At 71.9% G+C, this 16,980-nt stretch carries 16 protein-coding genes; 8 read left to right on the top strand and 8 right to left on the bottom strand.

Features of this window, described 5'->3' with window-relative positions; genetic code table 11:
• Both I5E_RS19415 and I5E_RS22235 read left to right on the top strand, forming a co-directional pair.
• Nucleotides 1–1,132 (top strand): alpha/beta hydrolase (locus I5E_RS19415; protein ID WP_042724086.1); only part of this gene is annotated, 1,132 nt, incomplete at its 5' end.
• 183 nt (nt 1,133–1,315) lie between these two features.
• On the top strand, nt 1,316–2,719 hold the full coding sequence (locus I5E_RS22235) for a GMC family oxidoreductase (protein WP_261974997.1): 1,404 nt from the start codon (nt 1,316–1,318) through the stop codon (nt 2,717–2,719).
• Nucleotides 2,720–2,788: 69 nt separating this feature from the next.
• Here the strand turns inward: I5E_RS22235 and I5E_RS19405 are convergent, their stop codons facing one another.
• The 6 genes from I5E_RS19405 to I5E_RS19380 are packed head-to-tail and all read right to left on the bottom strand — an operon-like array spanning nt 2,789 to nt 8,862.
• A complete protein-coding gene (locus tag I5E_RS19405; protein ID WP_022908451.1) occupies nt 2,789–3,157 on the bottom strand; it encodes a hypothetical protein in 369 nt (122 codons plus the stop codon).
• 22 nt (nt 3,158–3,179) lie between these two features.
• Nucleotides 3,180–4,058, bottom strand: a complete 879-nt coding sequence (locus I5E_RS19400) for an ABC transporter permease (RefSeq protein ID WP_022908450.1) — start codon at nt 4,056–4,058, stop codon at nt 3,180–3,182.
• Nucleotides 4,055–5,002, bottom strand: a complete 948-nt coding sequence (locus I5E_RS19395) for an ABC transporter permease (protein ID WP_022908449.1) — start codon at nt 5,000–5,002, stop codon at nt 4,055–4,057. The genes I5E_RS19400 and I5E_RS19395 overlap by 4 nt, the downstream gene beginning before the upstream one ends.
• On the bottom strand, nt 4,999–6,210 hold the full coding sequence (locus I5E_RS19390) for an ABC transporter substrate-binding protein (protein WP_022908448.1): 1,212 nt from the start codon (nt 6,208–6,210) through the stop codon (nt 4,999–5,001). The genes I5E_RS19395 and I5E_RS19390 overlap by 4 nt, the downstream gene beginning before the upstream one ends.
• Nucleotides 6,207–7,394, bottom strand: a complete 1,188-nt coding sequence (locus tag I5E_RS19385) for an ABC transporter ATP-binding protein (protein WP_148287060.1) — start codon at nt 7,392–7,394, stop codon at nt 6,207–6,209. The genes I5E_RS19390 and I5E_RS19385 overlap by 4 nt, the downstream gene beginning before the upstream one ends.
• Before the next feature lie 34 nt (nt 7,395–7,428).
• A complete protein-coding gene (locus I5E_RS19380) occupies nt 7,429–8,862 on the bottom strand; it encodes an aminobutyraldehyde dehydrogenase (RefSeq protein WP_022908446.1) in 1,434 nt (477 codons plus the stop codon).
• A 133-nt stretch (nt 8,863–8,995) separates the two neighbouring features.
• Between I5E_RS19380 and I5E_RS19375 the strand changes: the two genes are divergently transcribed.
• From I5E_RS19375 to I5E_RS19360, 4 genes are read left to right on the top strand one after another with little or no spacing between them, the layout of a single operon-like run.
• The gene (locus tag I5E_RS19375) at nt 8,996–9,478 is read left to right on the top strand and encodes an Lrp/AsnC family transcriptional regulator (RefSeq protein WP_022908445.1); all 483 of its coding nucleotides are present in this window, start codon (nt 8,996–8,998) and stop codon (nt 9,476–9,478) included.
• On the top strand, nt 9,475–10,905 hold the full coding sequence (locus I5E_RS19370; RefSeq protein ID WP_022908444.1) for an aspartate aminotransferase family protein: 1,431 nt from the start codon (nt 9,475–9,477) through the stop codon (nt 10,903–10,905). Before I5E_RS19375 ends, I5E_RS19370 begins: the two co-directional genes overlap by 4 nt.
• A gap of 2 nt (nt 10,906–10,907) precedes the next feature.
• The gene (locus I5E_RS19365) at nt 10,908–12,272 is read left to right on the top strand and encodes an NAD(P)/FAD-dependent oxidoreductase (RefSeq protein ID WP_022908443.1); all 1,365 of its coding nucleotides are present in this window, start codon (nt 10,908–10,910) and stop codon (nt 12,270–12,272) included.
• The gene (locus I5E_RS19360) at nt 12,272–13,600 is read left to right on the top strand and encodes a flavin monoamine oxidase family protein (protein ID WP_022908442.1); all 1,329 of its coding nucleotides are present in this window, start codon (nt 12,272–12,274) and stop codon (nt 13,598–13,600) included. Before I5E_RS19365 ends, I5E_RS19360 begins: the two co-directional genes overlap by 1 nt.
• A 13-nt stretch (nt 13,601–13,613) precedes the next feature.
• Here the strand turns inward: I5E_RS19360 and I5E_RS19355 are convergent, their stop codons facing one another.
• On the bottom strand, nt 13,614–14,060 hold the full coding sequence (locus I5E_RS19355; protein ID WP_148287059.1) for a hypothetical protein: 447 nt from the start codon (nt 14,058–14,060) through the stop codon (nt 13,614–13,616).
• Between the two features lie 136 nt (nt 14,061–14,196).
• On the opposite strand from I5E_RS19355, the gene I5E_RS19350 reads away from it, so the two are divergent.
• Together I5E_RS19350 and I5E_RS19345 are read left to right on the top strand one after the other, a co-directional pair.
• The gene (locus tag I5E_RS19350; protein ID WP_022908440.1) at nt 14,197–15,297 is read left to right on the top strand and encodes a VanZ family protein; all 1,101 of its coding nucleotides are present in this window, start codon (nt 14,197–14,199) and stop codon (nt 15,295–15,297) included.
• Nucleotides 15,298–15,355: 58 nt separating this feature from the next.
• On the top strand, nt 15,356–16,012 hold the full coding sequence (locus tag I5E_RS19345) for a DUF1345 domain-containing protein (protein WP_031263233.1): 657 nt from the start codon (nt 15,356–15,358) through the stop codon (nt 16,010–16,012).
• Here the strand turns inward: I5E_RS19345 and I5E_RS19340 are convergent.
• Nucleotides 16,005–16,937: an SDR family oxidoreductase gene (locus I5E_RS19340; protein ID WP_022908438.1), complete on the bottom strand. Its 933-nt coding sequence runs from the start codon at nt 16,935–16,937 to the stop codon at nt 16,005–16,007. The genes I5E_RS19345 and I5E_RS19340 overlap by 8 nt on opposite strands.
• Between the last annotated feature and the right edge of the window lie 43 nt (nt 16,938–16,980).

The following is a 16,980-nucleotide window of genomic DNA, read 5'->3' as shown; positions in this document are numbered from 1 at the left end:
GGCCTCGATGGGCGGGAAGGTCGCCTCCGTCGTGGCCGCGCGCACCGTGGACGGCAGCAACGGCCTGTTCGGCCTGCGTGCCGTGGTGCTGCTCGCCGCGTCGCCGCTCTCCCCCGAACCGATGGACGACGAGCGTCGGCAGTCCATGCTCGACTGGGCGTCCGACGGCGAGATCGGGCCCGACGAGGCCGAGGCCTTCGTCGACGCCAACACCGCGTCCCGCCTGGCGCCGGAACCGCACACCATCGCCGTGCACGACGTGCAGCGCGCCGTTCCGCAGGCCTGGACCGACTGGCTCGTCCGCGGCAGCCGCGAGGACTGGTCGACCGTCTTCCCGCCGAACCCGGTCCCCGCCCTCGTGCTCGCCGGCGCCGAGGACGGCGACCTCGGGCCGGACGCCCAGCGCGACCTGAACCTGCCGCACTGGACCGCGGGCGAGTTCGACACCGTCCCCGGGGCGGCACACCTGCTGCCGTGGGAGCAGCCCGACGCCGTCGCCGACCGCATCCGCGACTTCTGGCGCCGCCGGGTCGACCACGGTCCCGTCGTCCCGGAAGGCACCGCGCGCGTGATCGCCTCGCCCCGGGTCAGCGCCCGCACCCGCGGCATCCTCGCCGTCCGCGCGCTGCCCGACGCCCCGGACCGCGAACCGCGTGCCCTCACCCGCGAGCAGCTCGACACCCTCCGGGCTCTGGCGCGTGTCGTCGTGCCGCAGCCCGGCGACCGCCCGGTCGACCTCGCGCTGCGCGTCGACGACCAGCTCGCCGACGGGCTCGGGGACGGCTGGCGACCGGACGGCCTGCCCGCCGACGTCGACGCGTACCGGGCCGGGCTCGACGCGCTCCGGAGCGAGACCGCGCACGGCGACGAGCACCTCGCCGAGGTCGTCGACGCCGTCGCGGCGGGCGAGTACACGCCCACCGCCGGGTCGCTCGACGGTCCGCAGCTCCGTGCGTGGCTCGAGGACGCCAGCGTCGACCTCGCCAAGCAGTGGATGGCGCACCCGGCGACGATGGCCGCGATCGACTACGACGGCTTCGCCAACGGTGGCGACGGTCTGCGCAAACAGGGCTTCCTGCTCCTCGGGGCCGGCGAGCGCGAAGCATGGGAACCGACGGGAGCCGGACGATGAGACTCGACCACCAGCGCCACCACAGCGAGGACGAGGTCGTCGACGTGGTCGTCGTCGGCACGGGAGCGGGCGGAGCACCCCTGCTGGCGACCCTCGCACGACGCGGACTCAGCGTCGTCGCGCTCGAGGCCGGTCCGAACACCGAGCCGGACGACCACACGCCCGACGAGGTCGAGGCACCCGGTGACATCAACTGGATGGACGAGCGCATCAGCGGCGGCAGCGCCCCGACCGCCTTCGGCCCGGAACAACAGCGGCACCGGCGTTGGCGGGTCGACCCTGCATTGGGGCGCGTTCACGCCGCGGCCGAACCAGCACGACATCCGGTTCCGCACCGACTCCGGGCAGGGCGAGGACTGGCCGATCGACCACGCCGAGCTCACCCGCTGGATCGAGCAGGCCGAGCACGACGTCGGCGTCGCCGGACCCGCGCACTACCCGTGGGACCCGGAGCGCCGCTACCGCATGGGTCCGCCGCCGCGGAACGCCTCGTCGGACATGATGATCCGGGGAGCCGCCGCGGTGGGCATCACCGCCACCGACGCCCCCGTCGGCCTGACCACCGAGGACCGGCACCAGGAGCACCACGGCCTGCGCCAGGCCTGCGTGTCCTGCGGTTCGTGCCACCAGGGCTGCCGGAACGGGGCGAAGGTGTCGATGGACACCACCTACCTGCCCGCCGCCGTCGCGTTCGGGGCGGAGATCCGCGCCGAGGCCTTCGTGCACGGCATCGAGCTCGACGCCCGCGGCCGGGTCGAGGCCGTCGTCTACCGCCAGGGCGGGCGGGACCACCGGCAGCGTTGCCGCACGCTCGTCCTCGCCGCGGGCGGCATCGAGACGCCGCGGCTGCTGCTGCACACCGGTCTCGCGAACAGCAGCGGTCAGGTGGGCCGGAACTTCACCGCGCACGGCGCCACCCAGGTGTGGGCGACGTTCGACGAGTCGATGCGCTCCTACCGTGGCTACCCGTCGTCGATCATCACCGAGGACTTCATCCGCCCCGACGACGCGGACTTCGCCGGCGGCTACCTCATCCAGAGCCTCGGCGCGCAGCCGCTGACGTTGGCCACGAGCCTCGTGCGCGGCGGCGGGCTCCGGGGCGCAGCGCTCGTCCGTGCCCTGCAGGACTACCCGCGGATGGCCGGCGTCGGCATCAACGCCGAGTGCCTGCCGTACGACGACAACCGGCTCGTGCTCGCCGACGAGGTGGACGCGAACGGGGTGCCGAAGGCCCGCGTCACGTTCTCGCCCGGGTCGAACGAGGAGGCCATCACCCGGCACGCCGTCCGCACCATGACCGCGATCGTCGAGGCCGCTGGTGGCACGGACGTCCGGGTGCTCGACCGGACCGCGCACACCGTCGGGACCGCGCGCATGGGCACCGACGCCGGCAGCTCGGTCGTCGACGCCGCCGGCCGGTCGTGGGACGTACCGAACCTGTGGGTCGTGGACAACTCGGTGTTCCCGAGCTCCCTCATCGCGAACCCGGCGCTGACGATCATGGCGCTGTCGCTCCGCACCGCCGACCGGCTGCTCCGCGACGACGCATCCGCCGACCGCGAGCAGGCCGCGACCGCCGTCGCCTGACGCGGATCACGCAGGACGGGAGGCGCGGTGCGGGCTGGCACCGCGCCTCCCGTTTGCCGTCGGTGACGGTCAGTCGTCGGCGGGTGCCCGATCCCGGGGCGGCACGACGACGGGATCCGACCGGCGTGCACGCATGCGCGCGCGTCGGTCGACGTCGAGGCCGTCCTCCGGAGGGTCGTTCGCGTCCGAGCCCACGAGCCAGGTGAGCCCGCGCAGCCCGCGCCGGTCGTCGGAGACGAGTGCGATCGACCAGAGCGCGCCCTCGTGCTCGGCGGCGCGGCGCTGGGCCCAGTCGACGGCCTGCAGGACGTCGGCCTCGAGCAGGTCGGTCGTCTCGGTCGCGAACACCTCGCCTTCGGGGCGCTGGACGTACACGCGGAAGCGCGGGCGCGGGTCCTCCCACGTGCTGTCGCGCTCGTCGACCTCGATGACGTCCATCCCCCGAGCCTACGAGTCCGGGTCAGCCGCGGGTGCGCGCCAACCGCCGGTTCAGCGCTCCGTTCAGCAGCGCCACGAGCAGCCCCACCGCGAACACGAGCGTGCCGAAGCAGAGCACCTGCGGCGGCATGCCGGCCTTGGCGGCGCCGTAGACGAACAGCGGGAACGTGACCGAGGGCCCCGCGACGAACGAGGTGATCACGTAGTCGTCGATCGACATCGCGAGCGCGAGGAGTCCCGCGGCGAGCATGCCCGGGGCGAGCAGTGGCAGGGTCACGAGCCGGAACGCCTGGAACGGCGTCGCCCCGAGGTCCCCGGCAGCCTCCTCGAGCGCCCGCGAGGTGCCGGCGATCCGCGCCCGCAGCACCACGACGACGTAGGCGACGTCGAACGCCACGTGCGTGAGCAGGATCGTCAGGAACCCGGTGCCGAGCCCGACCGACAGGAAGAACGACAGGGACGCGGACCCGACGACGATCGAGGGCGCCGCGATGTCCGCGAACACGACGGCGTTGACGGCACCGCGCCCGGGGAACCGGTAGCGCTCGAGCGCCAGGGCCAGCGGCAGACCGATCGCGACCGAGATGATCGCGGCGAGGAACGCGACGACGACCGAGGTGACGAACGCCTGTCCGAGGCCCGACACGTTCACGAGGTTCGCGTACCAGTAGGTCGTGAACCCGTTCCACGCGAACGACAGCCGGTTCGTCGGGGCGTCGTTGAACGAGTACACGATCATGTAGACGATCGGCACGAGGGTGATCGCGATGGTGACCCAGTAGACGATGGCGAGCCACGGCCCGCGGCGGTTCACCCCGTGCCGGCGCGGACGGCCGGTGACGGCGCCGGTCGCGGGCGAGGTCGGGGCGGCGGACGGACGGGACGGTGCGACGGCGGTCATACGAGGTCCTCGAGGTCGTCGGTGCCGGAGACGCGGGCGTAGATGAACAGGATGATGCCGAGCACGACCATCAGGACGGTCGAGAGCGCCGCGGCGACGTTGTACTGCTGGTTGCCGGAGTAGGCGTCCTGGATCGCCTGCCCGATCGTGTACGTGTTCGTGCCGCCGAGGAGCGCCGAGTTCACCGGGTCGCCCACGCTGTCGATGAAGACGAGCAGGACCCCGGCGAAGATGCCCGAGCGGGACAGGGGCAGCGTGGTGTGCCAGAACGCCCGGACCTTGCCCGCGTACAGGTCGTTGGCCGCTTCGCCGAGCCGCGGGTCGATACGTTCGAGCGCGGCGTAGATCGGCAGCACCATGAACGCCAGGTCGTTGTAGGCGTCGCCGAAGACCACCGCGCCGCCGGTGCCGAGGATGTGGAAGTCCTTGCCCGCCAGACCGATCGCCTGCAGCGTCGTGACGACGGGCCCCTGGGACGCGAGGACGAACGCCCACATGTCGGTCCGGATGACGAACGACACGAGGAAGCTGACGAACACGAGCATGAGGAGCGGGTTCTTCCACCGCGGGGACACTCGGAACGCGATGAAGTACGCCACCGGGTACCCGACGATGATGGTGACGACGGTGGCGGCCGCGCCGTACCAGAGCGATCGGCCGAGGAACGTCAGGTACGGCACCTGCGGGTCGATGAACAGCGCGCCGTAGACCCCCCAGTTCCACGTGAACGTGTAGCCGTCGTCCGGGTTGCCCGACATGAGCGAGACGACGAGGCCCGACACGAGCGGGATGACGAAGAACACCGCCAGGTAGGCGGCGCCGACGACGGCGAGCAGGAACGGCACCCGCAGCCGGCGACCGCGCCGGACGGTCGACGGATCCGGTCCGGCCCCGCGACCGGCGGTCCCGGCCGTGCCGACGGCGACCGTGCCCGACGCGCTCACGACTGCACCACCGCGTTGAAGACACCGTTCCACTCCGAGTACTCGTCGTAGTTCTCGAACACCCGGAACTCGTGCGACTTGTCGAGCACCTCGGACGACGGGAAGACCAGCGGGCTGTCCGCCACGGTGGGGTCGTCCAGCTCGTCCCGGACGTAGTCCTCCGCGGCGGGCACCGGGCAGACGTAGTTGACGTAGTCCTCGACGATGCCGGCGATCTTCGGCGTGTAGTAGAAGTCCATCCACGCCAGCGCGGACACGGGGTTCGCCGCCTGGCGGGGGATCATGAGGTTGTCGTGCCACATCATCTGGCCTTCCTCGGGCGTGACGAACCGCAGGTGCTCGAACCCGGACTGCTGCGCCTGGAACACGTCGCCCGACCACGCCTGGGTGATCCAGGTGTCACCGTTCTCGAGCTTGTTGATGTAGCTCTGGTCGTAGAAGCCGGTCACGCTCGGGCGGAGCTTCCGCAGCCACTCCTGCGCCGTCCGCCAGTCGGCCGGGGTCGACGTCTCGGGGGCGATCCCGTTCGCGAGGAGCCCGAGGGACCCGAGCTCGGTGTTGTCGCTCATCAGTCCGACGCGGCCCCGGAACGCCGGGTCGAGCAGGTCCTGGAAGGACGTGATCTCGCGGTCGATGTACTTCGGGTTGTAGGCGAGGCCGGTGAACCCGGTCTGCCACACGACCGAGTGCTCGTTCCCGGGGTCGTAGGTCGGGTCCTTGACCGAGTCGCCGGCGTACTTCGCGAAGTTCGGCAGCCGCGAGTGGTCGAGCTCGCACACGAACCCGTTCTTGATCATCTGTGTCAGCTCGAAGCCGTTCGTCATCACGACGAGGTCGTACCCGGTCGCTCCCTGCGCCCGGAGGATCGGCGACACCGTCGCGTAGAACGTCGCGTTGTCCTGGATCACGGCCTGGTAGTCGACCGTGATCCCGGTGGCCTCCTCGAAGAGCTGGATCGACTCGGACTTGCCGTGGTCGGAGTCGATGTAGAGCGGCCAGTTCGCGAAGTTGAGCTGCTTCGTGGCCGTCGCGTCGGCCCAGAACCGCTTCCAGTCCACGGGGTGTTCGGCGAGCGAGGCGGCGGAGCCCTTGATGCTGCACCCGGCGAGCAGCGCGGCGACGGCGGCGGCCCCGCCGCCGGCGAGGAAGCCGCGTCGGCTGACACGCGCGGACGTCAGTCCGCGCACGAGGTCCGGGCGCGTGCTCACGCGCCCACCCCCGCGGTGGCGGGTGCGGACTGGAGGCGCGGGTCGGCTCCGGCGGTGACGGTCGCGTCGGAGGCGGGTTGCGCCTCCAGGCCGAACCCGTGGTCGACGCCCCACGTGAGCCAGACCTCGGTGCCGGTGGCGATCCGGGACCCGCCCTTCGAGTTCTGCGCGAAGACCGAGACGCGCCCAGCGCCCGGCACGTCCACGAGGTACTGGGTGCTGACCCCCGAGAACGAGACGTCGACCACCCGTCCGGGCCCGAGGATGTTGCGTCCGGCCTCGGGGGCCGGCTCCGCGGTGCGGATCTTGAGCTTCTCGGGCCGGACGCCGACGACCACGCGACCGGTCGTCGCGACGGCGCGGTCCGCCGGGACGGCGATCGAGCCGGACGCGGTGACGACGACCAGGAGCCCGCCGTCGGTCCCGCGGACCTCGCCCTCGAGCAGGTTCGACTGTCCGAGGAAGTTCGCGACGAACGCCGTGCGGGGCAGCTCGTAGAGGTCCTGCGGGCTCCCCATCTGCTCGATCCGACCCCCGTTCATGACGGCGACCGTGTCGGCCATCGTCATCGCCTCCTCCTGGTCGTGCGTGACGTGCAGGAAGGTGAGACCCACCTCGGCCTGGATCGTCTTCAGCTCGAGCTGCATCTGGTGCCGGAGCTTGAGGTCGAGCGCACCGAGCGGCTCGTCGAGCAGCAGGAGCGCCGGACGGTTCACGATCGCGCGGGCCAGTGCGACGCGCTGCTGCATGCCGCCGGACAGCTGCGACGGACGCTTCGACGCCGACGCGTCGAGTTCGACGAGGTGCAGGGCCTCGCGCGCCTTGGTCATCGGGTCCGGGATCCGCCGGCGCTTCAACCCGAAGGCGACGTTCTCGAGCACGCTCATGTGCGGGAAGAGCGCGTAGTTCTGGAACACCGTGTTGACCGGGCGCTGGTACGGCTTCGTGTCGGTGACGTCCCGCCCACCGATCGTGATCGTGCCGCTCGTGGGCTCCTCGAGCCCGGCGACCAGGCGCAGGGTCGTCGTCTTGCCGCAGCCCGAGGGGCCGAGCAGTGCGAAGAACGAACCGGCCGGGACGGTCAGGTCGAGCGCGTCGACCGCGGTGTGGCCGGGGAAGGACTTGGTGATCCGGTCGAGCCGGAGATCGGCTCCCGATTCGGCGAACGTGCCGGTCATTGCCATGGTGCCTCCTGCTGCTCGGGGTCGGGGGTCGTGTTCAGCCGATGTAGGACATGACGTGCTTGATGCGGGTGTAGTCGTCGAACCCGTACTGGGACAGGTCCTTGCCGTAGCCGGAGTGCTTGAAGCCGCCGTGCGGCATCTCGGCGACGATCGGGATGTGCGTGTTGATCCACACGCACCCGAAGTCGAGGTCACGGGCGAAGCGCATCGCCCGTGCGTGGTCGGTCGTCCACACCGAGCTCGCGAGGCCGTACTCGACCCCGTTCGCCCAGGCGAGCGCCTGCTCGTCGGTCGAGAAGCGCTGCACCGTCTGCACCGGACCGAAGATCTCCTGCTGCACGGCCCGGTCGTCCTGCCGGAGTCCGGAGACGATCGTCGCCTCGTGGAAGTAGCCGGTGTCACCCAGCCGGTTGCCGCCGAGCTCGATCGTCGCGTGGTCGGGGAGCGTGTCGACGAACGACCGGACCTGGGCGAGCTGGTTCGCGTTGTTCACCGGGCCGAAGGCACCGGACGGCCCCGTCTGCGCGTGGGTCCGCGCCCGTTCGGCCAGCGCCGCGACGAACTCGTCGTGGATGCCGTCCTGCACGAGCAACCGCGTGGCGGCGGTGCAGTCCTGCCCGGCGTTGAAGAACCCGGCGGCGACGATGCCGGCGACGGCGGACGGGATGTCGGCGTCGTCGAAGACGATCACCGGTGCCTTGCCGCCGAGCTCGAGGTGCGTGCGCTTGAGGTCGCCGGCGGCGGCGCGGGCGACCTCCATGCCGGCGCGGACGGAACCGGTGACGGAGACGAGCTGCGGCGTGGGGTGGTCGATCATCGCGGCGCCGGTGGTGCGGTCCCCGACGACGACGTTGAGGACACCGGGCGGCAGGAACTCGGCGGCGACCTCGGCGAGGAGGAGGGTGGACAGCGGCGTCGTGTCGCTCGGCTTGAGCACGGTGGTGCAGCCCGCGGCGAGCGCCGGTGCGACCTTCCACACCGCCATGTTGAGCGGGTAGTTCCACGGGGTGACCTGGGCGACGACACCGACGGGCTCGCGCCGGACGAACGACGTGTGGTCGGCCAGGTACTCGCCGGCGCTCCGCCCTTCGAGGTTCCGGGCCGCGCCGGCGAAGAACCGGATCTGGTCGACGGACAGCAGGATCTCGTCCTCGACGAGGGTGGCGCGGGGCTTGCCGGTGTCGAGCGACTCGAGGTCGGCGAACTCCTCGGCACGCTGCTCCATCGCGTCGGCGATGCGGAACAGGGCGAGCTGCCGTTCCCCGGGGGTCGTGCGGCGCCAGGAGTCGAACGCCGTGCTCGCCGCCGTGAACGCGGCGTCGACGTCCGCGGCGCCGGACACCGGGGACGTGCCGTAGGACCGCTCGTTCGTCGGGTCGATCAGCTCGAACGTCGTCTCGGCCCGGACCGGGGTGGACGCACCCCCGATGAAGTTCCGGACCTCGGCCGTCCTCGTGGTCTCCAGCATGGCGGCGATACTGGCACGGAACGGGGCCGTTCGGAAGAAGATTCCGCAGGTTGTGGTGAACCGTAACAACGGAAATCGTCGCGAAACATCGTGTTCACAACGAAATCCCTTGCGCGGTGGAGTAGCCGCTGCCATGCTGTCCGGCATGGCGGCAGCACCACGACGTCCGGGACCGATCGACGACACCTCGAAACGGATCATCGAACAACTCCAGGCGGACGGGCGCCGTCCGTACGGCGAGATCGGCAAGGCGGTCGGTCTCAGCGAGGCGGCGGTCCGGCAGCGTGTGCAGAAGCTCACCGAGACCGGCGTCATGCAGATCGTCGCGGTCACGGACCCCCTGCAACTGGGCTTCCACCGTCAGGCGATGATCGGCATCCGGGTCAGCGGCGACACCCGAACCGTCGCCGATGCACTCGAACGGCTCCCGGCGGTCGACTACCTCGTCATGACCGCCGGGAGCTTCGACCTCATGGTCGAGGTCGTCTGCGAGGACGACGACGACCTGATCGAGCTCCTGAACGGCACGATCCGGGCGATCCCCGGTGTCGCCGGCACCGAGACCTTCGTCTACCTGCAACTCCGCAAACAGCTCTACGACTGGGGAACGCGATGACCATCTCCGAACCACGTGCCCGACTGGGCTCCTACGACCCGTTCGCCCCGGTGGACGACGCCGCGCTGCAGCAGAAGTCGCGCGACCACCTCTGGATGCACTTCGCCCGACACGGCGCGAACCAGGCCGGCGCCGACGTGCCGATCATGGTCCGCGGCGAGGGGCACCACGTCTACGACAGCCACGGCAAGGAGTACATCGACGGGCTGTCCGGCCTGTTCGTCGTCGCCGCCGGGCACGGTCGGAAGCGCCTGGCGGAGATGGCCGCCAAGCAGGCCGAGACGCTGTCGTTCTTCCCGATCTGGTCGTACGCGCACCCCGCGGCGATCGAGCTCGCCGACCGCCTGGCCGACCACGCTCCCGGCGACCTCAACAAGGTGTTCTTCTCGACCGGTGGCGGCGAGGCCGTCGAGACCGCGTTCAAGCTCGCGAAGTACTACTGGAAGCTCCGCGGCAAGCCGATGAAGCACAAGGTGATCTCCCGAGCGGTGGCGTACCACGGCACCCCGCAGGGCGCCCTCGCGATCACCGGCATCCCGACGATGAAGCAGATGTTCGAACCCCTGGCACCCGGCGGCTTCCGCGTGCCGAACACGAACTACTACCGCGCCGCCGAGATGGGCTTCGCCGGCGAGAGCGAGGAGGAGTTCGGCTTCTGGGCGGCCGAGCGCATCCGCGAGATGATCGAGTTCGAGGGCCCCGACACCGTCGCCGCGGTCTTCCTCGAGCCGGTCCAGAACTCCGGTGGTTGCTTCACCCCGCCGCCCGGGTACTTCCAGCGGGTCCGCGAGATCTGCGACGAGTACGACGTGCTGCTCGTCTCCGACGAGGTCATCTGCGCGTTCGGCCGGATCGGCACCATGTTCGCGTGTGACACCTACGGCTTCGTCCCGGACATGATCACGTGCGCGAAGGCGATGACCTCGGGGTACTCCCCCATCGGCGCGACGATCATCAGCGACAAGCTCTTCGAGCCGTTCGCCTCGGGTGACACGACCTTCTACCACGGCTACACGTTCGGCGGGCACCCCGTCTCGGCCGCCGTCGCGATGGAGAACCTCGACATCTTCGAGGAGGAGGGACTGCTCCAGAACGTGCAGCAGAACGCCCCGCTCTTCAAGGCCGAGCTCGACACGCTCCGAGACCTGCCCATCGTCGGGGACGTCCGCGGTGACGGGTACTTCTACGGCATCGAGCTCGTGAAGGACAAGGCCACCAGGACGACGTTCGACGACGCCGAGTCCGAGCGCCTGCTGCGCGGGTTCCTGTCGAAGGCGCTCTTCGACGCGGGGCTGTACTGCCGCGCCGACGACCGCGGCGACCCCGTCGTGCAGCTCGCACCGCCGCTGACCATCGGCCAGCCGGAGTTCCGCGAGATGACGTCGATCCTGCGGAGCGTCCTGTCCGAGGCCTGGACGAAGATCTGACCGTGACCGGCTACCGGGGCGTCTCGTTCTGGCTCGACGCGCTCGTCGCGAGCGGCCGCGACGACCTGACGCCCCGGCTGCCGCTCGACGGCGACACGACCGCGGACGTCTGCATCGTCGGCGGTGGACTGACGGGTCTCTGGACCGCGTGGTACCTGCACCAGGCCGACCCGCGCCTCCAGATCGTCGTCGTGGAACGGGAGATCGCCGGGTTCGGTGCGTCCGGCCGCAACGGCGGCTGGTGCTCGGCGCTGTTCCCGCGATCCGCCGACGCGATCGCACGCGAGCACGGCCGCGACGCGGCGCTCGCCCTGCGTCGGGCGATGCGCGACACCGTCGACGAGGTCGGACGCGCAGCGGCCGAGGCCGAGATCGACTGCGACTACGTCAAGGGCGGCACCGTCCTCTACGCGCGATCCGCCGTGCAGGAGCGCGCGGCCCGCGACGAGGTCGCCTCATCGGCCGCGTGGGGCGACGACATGACGTACCGCGACGCACGCCCCGGCGACGCGGCCGGATCGGCCGGCGTCGCGTGGACCCCGGACTGCGCGCGGGTGCAGCCCGCAGCGCTCGTGCGTGGCCTGGCAGCCGCACTGGAGGCGCGGGGCGTCCGGATCGCGGAGCACACGCCCGCCTCGTCCTGGGACCGGGGCCGCGTGGTCACCTCGCGCGGGACCGTGACGGCGGGCGCCGTCGTGATCGCCGTCGAGGGCTACGGCGCGCAGCTCGCCCAGACGAAGCGGCGGATCCTGCCGCTGTACTCGCTCATGATCGCGACGGCGCCGCTGCCCGCAGCCGTGTGGGAGCGCATCGGCCTGGAGCACGGCCAGACGTTCTCCGACTACCGGCACCTGCTCGTCTACGGACAGCGCACTGCCGACGACCGGCTGGCGTTCGGCGGACGGGGCGCACGCTACCACTGGGGGTCGTCCATCACCCCCGGGTACGACCGAGTCCCCCGCGTGTTCCAGCACCTGCGACGATCCCTGGTCGAGCTGTTCCCCGCCGTCCGGGACGCACCCGTCACGCACACGTGGGGCGGACCGCTCGGCGTCCCCCGCGACTGGTGCGCGTCCGTGACCTGGGACGGCCACGTCGGCACCGCCGGCGGCTACGTCGGCGACGGCCTGTCGACGACGAACCTGGCCGGTCGGACGCTCGCCGACCTGGTGCTCGGCGTCGACTCGTCGCTGACCGCGCTGCCGTGGGTGAACCACCGCTCGCCCGACTGGGAACCCGAGCCGCTCCGGTTCCTCGGCGCGAACGCCGGACTCGTGGCGACCGACCTCGCCGACCGCGAGGAAGCACTGACCGGCCGGCCGAGCCTCGCGGCGCGGCTGATGGCGCCCCTGACCGGAGGACACTGATGGACGCTGACGTGATCGTCGTCGGGGCCGGGGTCTCCGGGCTCGCCGCCGCCCGGGCACTCGCGCAGGGCGGGCACCGCGTCGTCGTGCTCGAAGCGCGCGACCGCATCGGCGGCCGCACCTGGACGGACGACGCCCTCGGCGTGCCGGTCGACCTCGGCGCGTCCTGGATCCACGGCGTCGAGGGCAACCCGCTCTGGGCGCTGGCACCGGCGTTCGGGATCGAGACCGTCGAGTTCACGGTCGGCAGCTTCCAGTTCGACGGCCGCCCGATCGGATGGCACGCCCCGTCCGGCCGGCGGCTGACGGACGCCGAGGCAGCGGCGTTCGTCGCCGACCTGCACGCCCTCGACGCCGCCCTGCCGGCCGTGGTCGAGCACGCGCCGCCACCGTCGACCTACGCCGTCGCGGTGAACACGGTGCTGCGCGACCTGCGGATCGAGGGCGACCGGGCGGCTCGGGTCCGCGAGTACACGGCGCACCGGTCCGAGGACCTCTGCGGTGCGCCGGTCACGGTCCTCGACGCGCACGGGCTCGACGAGGAACACGTCCCCGGCGACGAGGTCGTGTTCCCGGCCGGGTACGCCCAGTACGCGCACGCCCTCGCCGACGGGCTCGACGTCCGGCGTTCGTCGGTCGTCATGGCCGTCCGGCAGTCCGCCGACGGCACCGTCGTCGAACTCGCCGACGGCACGACCCTGTCCGCCGCGCACGTCGTGGTCACCGCGCCGCTCGGCGTGCTGCAGGCCGGCGCGATCACCTTCGAGCCGCCACTCGACCCCGCCGTCCTCGACGCGATGGGCCGGCTCGGCATGGGCGTCTACGACAAGGTGTTCCTGCGCTTCCCCGAGCGCTTCTGGGGCGACGACTGGGTCGTGCGGCAGCAGGGCCCGGCGGGGGTGGACTGGCACTCCTGGTACGACATGTCCCGGGTGAGCGGGCAACCCGTGCTCGCGGCACTCGTCGGCGGGGCAGGCGCTCGACGGATCGAGTCGCTGCCGGACGCCCTGGTCGTCGACGAGGCGGTCGAGGCGCTCCGTCGGATGTTCGGGGCCGCGGTACCGGAACCGGATGCCGTGCGGATCACCCGGTGGGCGGCGGACCCCTTCGCGCGCGGGTCGTACTCGTACCTGCACGTCGGGGCGTCCCCGGACGACCACGACCTGCTCGGGACGCCGTCCGGGCGGGTGCAGCTCGCCGGCGAGGCCACGTGGGGCGACGACCCCGCGACCGTGCACGGCGCACTGCTGTCCGGCCTGCGGGCGGCGGGGAACCTGCTCGGGCACGAGGTGACGCCCGCGTCGTTGGCGGAGCCGCTGCCCGGCTGATCCGGAACCGCGGTCAGTCGAAGGCCGGGGTGGCCACCCGGCACCGGACCACGCCACCCGGTCGGACGGACGTCTCGCGCGCGATCTCTCGCTTCCCGTCGAGCAGGATCCGGCACGTCGCCGTCGCGCCCGCGCCCGGGGTGGCCCGCACGGACGCGCGCTGCTCGGCGAGGACGATCGTGTCGTGCGACCAGAGCGACCCGTCGCCGTCTCCGGCACCGGTCTCCTCGGAGCCGAGCCGGTGCACCTCCGGCACGTCGCCGCGGCGCTCGGCGCCTTCGACGCGCACGTCGGAGAGCTCGGCTCCGCTCGGCCGGTCGACACTGACCTCGTAGGTCACGGCCCAGGCGTCGCCGGTCTGCCGCTGCACGACGCTGCAGCCGGTGGCGAGGACGGCGACGGACCCGGCCACGGCGGCGGCGGCGAGGAGACGGACGACGGGACGCTGCTGTTCGGACATGGCACCAGCCTGCGCAGCCGGGTCCCGGCGGTCGTCCCCCGCTGGGTGCGACGTCGTGCGACGACCGGTCGATCCCGGGTCCGTCGAGCGGTTGACATCCGCTCCGGGCGCCCAGACGGTCGGTACCGTCGAACGCATGGGAAGCGTGCTGCCGGGCGTGATCGCCTTCGTCGTCGGGATCGTCCTCGCCGTGGCGGCCCTCGTGCCGTGGACGGCGTGGGAGTACCGCCGTCACGGGCAGCTCGGCTTCCGACGCTCGCTCGTCGCGTTCGGCACGCTCGTCTACGCCCTCGCCCTCGTGACCTACACGCTGCTCCCGCTGCCCGACGACGTCGCCACGATGTGCCGGAACGCGGCCTCGCCGCAGCTGACACCGTTCGCGTTCCTCGGGGACGTCGCGAAGGAGGGCGGGATCTCCGGACCCCGCTCGTTCCTGTCCAACCCGGCGTCCGCGCAGGTGTTGTTCAACGTGCTGCTGTTCGTGCCCCTCGGCGCACTCGCCCGTCACGCCGTCGCCCGGACACGGGTGTCCACCGGTCTGCTCGTCGGCCTCGGTGCCGGCTTCGTGGTCTCCCTGCTCATCGAGACGACCCAGCTCACCGGCGACTGGTTCCTGTACCCGTGCGCGTACCGCCTGTTCGACGTCGACGACCTGCTCGCGAACACGACCGGCGCCGTCCTCGGCACCCTCCTCGCGCCGCTCGTCGGACTGCTGGCCGGCTCCGGCCGCACCACCGACGCCGAGGCGCCCCGGCCGGTGACCGCCGCACGCCGGTTCTCGGGCATGCTCGCGGACGTCCTGGCGATCTGGCTGCTGTCCGGCACGCTCAGCGTCGGGACGGCCCTGGCGTGGGCGCTCACCGGACGCGACGATCAGGACCCGGTGCTCGGCACGCTCGTCACCGTCGGTGCCCTGGTGGCCCCCGCGCTGCAGCTCGCGATCGTGCTCGCGACGGGTCGGACCCTCGGCGAGCACGTCGTGCGTCTCCGACCGACACCCACACCGGGGGCCGGGAGGCGCGTGGTGCGCTGGGCGCTCGGCTCCGGCGGGTGGGCGGCCCTGCTCGCCGTCGACGTCCCGTTCTCCGGGTTCCTCGCGTTCGTGCTCGCCGTCACGTCGGTCGTCGCGGTCTGGGCGACCCGCGGTCGGCGCGGGTTCGCGCTCGCGGTGGTCCGGGCGGACGTCGAGGACGACCGGGTGCCCGCACGCGGACCGGTCGCCGTGCACGCCGACTGAGCAGGTCCACACCGCGTTCTCCGCGGCTGCGGTTCTCGGCGGTGCCACACTGGCGACCGTGAGCACGACGACGCGGACGACACCCGAGCACGAGCACCGCGCACCGGTCGCCGTCGCCGTGCTGGTGAACCTCGCGCTCAGCCTGTTCCTGCCGGACGAGGTGCTGTTCTTCCCGTCCTGGGTCGTCCCGCTCCTCGGGGTCCTGCTCCTCACCCCGCTCATCGTGTTCAACCCGCGGCGGCTCAGCCGCGAGACCACGTGGTCGCGATGGCTGTCCACCGGTCTCGCGGTCCTGCTGACCGTCGCGAACCAGCTGACGGTCGTGCGGACCCTCGACGAACTGCTGCACGGGCATCCCGACGGCGGCGCGGTGCTGCTCACGGCGCTGCAGGTCTGGGTGAGCAGCATCATCGCCTTCGGGCTCGTGTACTGGGAGCTCGACCGCGGTGGCCCCGTGGCCCGACGACGGCCGGACCTGTGGACGAGGGACCGCGCCGACTTCCAGTTCCCGCAGGAGACCGACCCGACCTCCGCCGGCTGGCGACCGGTGTACCTCGACTACCTCTACGTCGCGCTGACGAACATGATGGCGTTCAGCCCGACGGACACCATGCCGCTGACGGTCCGGGCGAAGATGATCATGGCCTACCAGTCGATCGGGGGGTTCATCCTGCTCGCGCTCGTCATCTCGCGCGCCGTCAACATCATCAGCTGACCGCACTCCCGACGAGCATTTCCGACACGTCCCAGAGGCGAGCGGCGTCGTCAACGCGGAGCAGGGGTGCCCACGGCGTGCGTCGGCCCGCCGGTCCGCCGAGCTGCCCGAGTCCGGTCGGACCGACGAACCCGCCGTCGAGGTCCGCGTCGGTCGCCGCGAGCAGGGCCGGCTCCGCCGCCGATGCCGGTGTCCCCACGAGCAGCCCCCGCGCCGACAGCCAGCGGATCAGCCGGACGGCCACGGTGTCACCAGAGCGCCCGATCTCCGGGCGTGCAGCGAGCAGACTCGTCGGTGCGACGCCGGGGTGGCTGACCGCACTCGTGATCCCCCACCCACCGGCCCGGCTCCTCCGACCGAGCTCGAGGGCGAAGAGCGCGCACGCGAGCTTCGACTGCCCGTACGCCCGCGCGACGTCGTAGTCCCGCTCGGACTGCAGGTCGTCCCACCGGATCGAGGCCCGCTGCGCCGCCACGCTCGACTGCATCACGACGCGGCCGTTCGCGGCACGGAGCAGGGGGAGCAGGCCGCCGACGAGCGCGACGTGCCCGAGGTGGTTGGTGCCGAACTGCAGCTCGAAGCCGTCCCGGGTGGTCTGCCGCTCCGGTGGGTTCATCACGCCGGCGTTCCCCACGACGACGTCGATCGGGGTGCCGTCGGACCGCAGCCGCTCCCCGAGCGTCGCGACCGACTCGAGCGAGGACAGGTCGAGGTCCTCGAGCACCACCGTGGCTCCCGGGTGCCGCGCGGTGATCCGGTCGACGGCGGCCGAGCCCTTCTCGCGGTTCCGCACCGGGACGACGACCTCGGCACCCGCGCCGGCGAAGCGCGCGGCGATCTCGAGTCCGATGCCGTCGCTCGCCCCGGTCACGAGGACCCGGCGTCCGCCGAGGTCCGGGAGGGTCAGTCGTTCGTTCCGTGCCATGGTCCGCCTCTTCCGTCGTCGTGAGCACCCGATCCGGCACCCG

It is taken from the genome of Curtobacterium sp. B18 (assembly GCF_000333375.1).
Lineage (GTDB): Bacteria > Actinomycetota > Actinomycetes > Actinomycetales > Microbacteriaceae > Curtobacterium.
The sequence above is the reverse complement of the archived record's forward strand: the minus strand, read 5'-3'. Positions and strand labels throughout refer to the sequence as shown.

What these genes read in the sequence shown, in the direction of transcription:
- I5E_RS19385 (WP_148287060.1), bottom strand. Translation starts at nt 7,394, where the DNA reads ATGGCAATGACCGGCACGTTCGCCGAATCGGGAGCCGATCTCCGGCTC.
- I5E_RS19405 (WP_022908451.1), bottom strand. Translation starts at nt 3,157, where the DNA reads ATGGACGTCATCGAGGTCGACGAGCGCGACAGCACGTGGGAGGACCCG.
- I5E_RS19360 (WP_022908442.1), top strand. Translation starts at nt 12,272, where the DNA reads ATGGACGCTGACGTGATCGTCGTCGGGGCCGGGGTCTCCGGGCTCGCC.
- I5E_RS19350 (WP_022908440.1), top strand. Translation starts at nt 14,197, where the DNA reads ATGGGAAGCGTGCTGCCGGGCGTGATCGCCTTCGTCGTCGGGATCGTC.
- I5E_RS19355 (WP_148287059.1), bottom strand. Translation starts at nt 14,060, where the DNA reads ATGTCCGAACAGCAGCGTCCCGTCGTCCGTCTCCTCGCCGCCGCCGCC.
- I5E_RS19380 (WP_022908446.1), bottom strand. Translation starts at nt 8,862, where the DNA reads ATGCTGGAGACCACGAGGACGGCCGAGGTCCGGAACTTCATCGGGGGT.
- I5E_RS19375 (WP_022908445.1), top strand. Translation starts at nt 8,996, where the DNA reads ATGCTGTCCGGCATGGCGGCAGCACCACGACGTCCGGGACCGATCGAC.
- I5E_RS19400 (WP_022908450.1), bottom strand. Translation starts at nt 4,058, where the DNA reads ATGACCGCCGTCGCACCGTCCCGTCCGTCCGCCGCCCCGACCTCGCCC.
- I5E_RS19370 (WP_022908444.1), top strand. Translation starts at nt 9,475, where the DNA reads ATGACCATCTCCGAACCACGTGCCCGACTGGGCTCCTACGACCCGTTC.
- I5E_RS19340 (WP_022908438.1), bottom strand. Translation starts at nt 16,937, where the DNA reads ATGGCACGGAACGAACGACTGACCCTCCCGGACCTCGGCGGACGCCGG.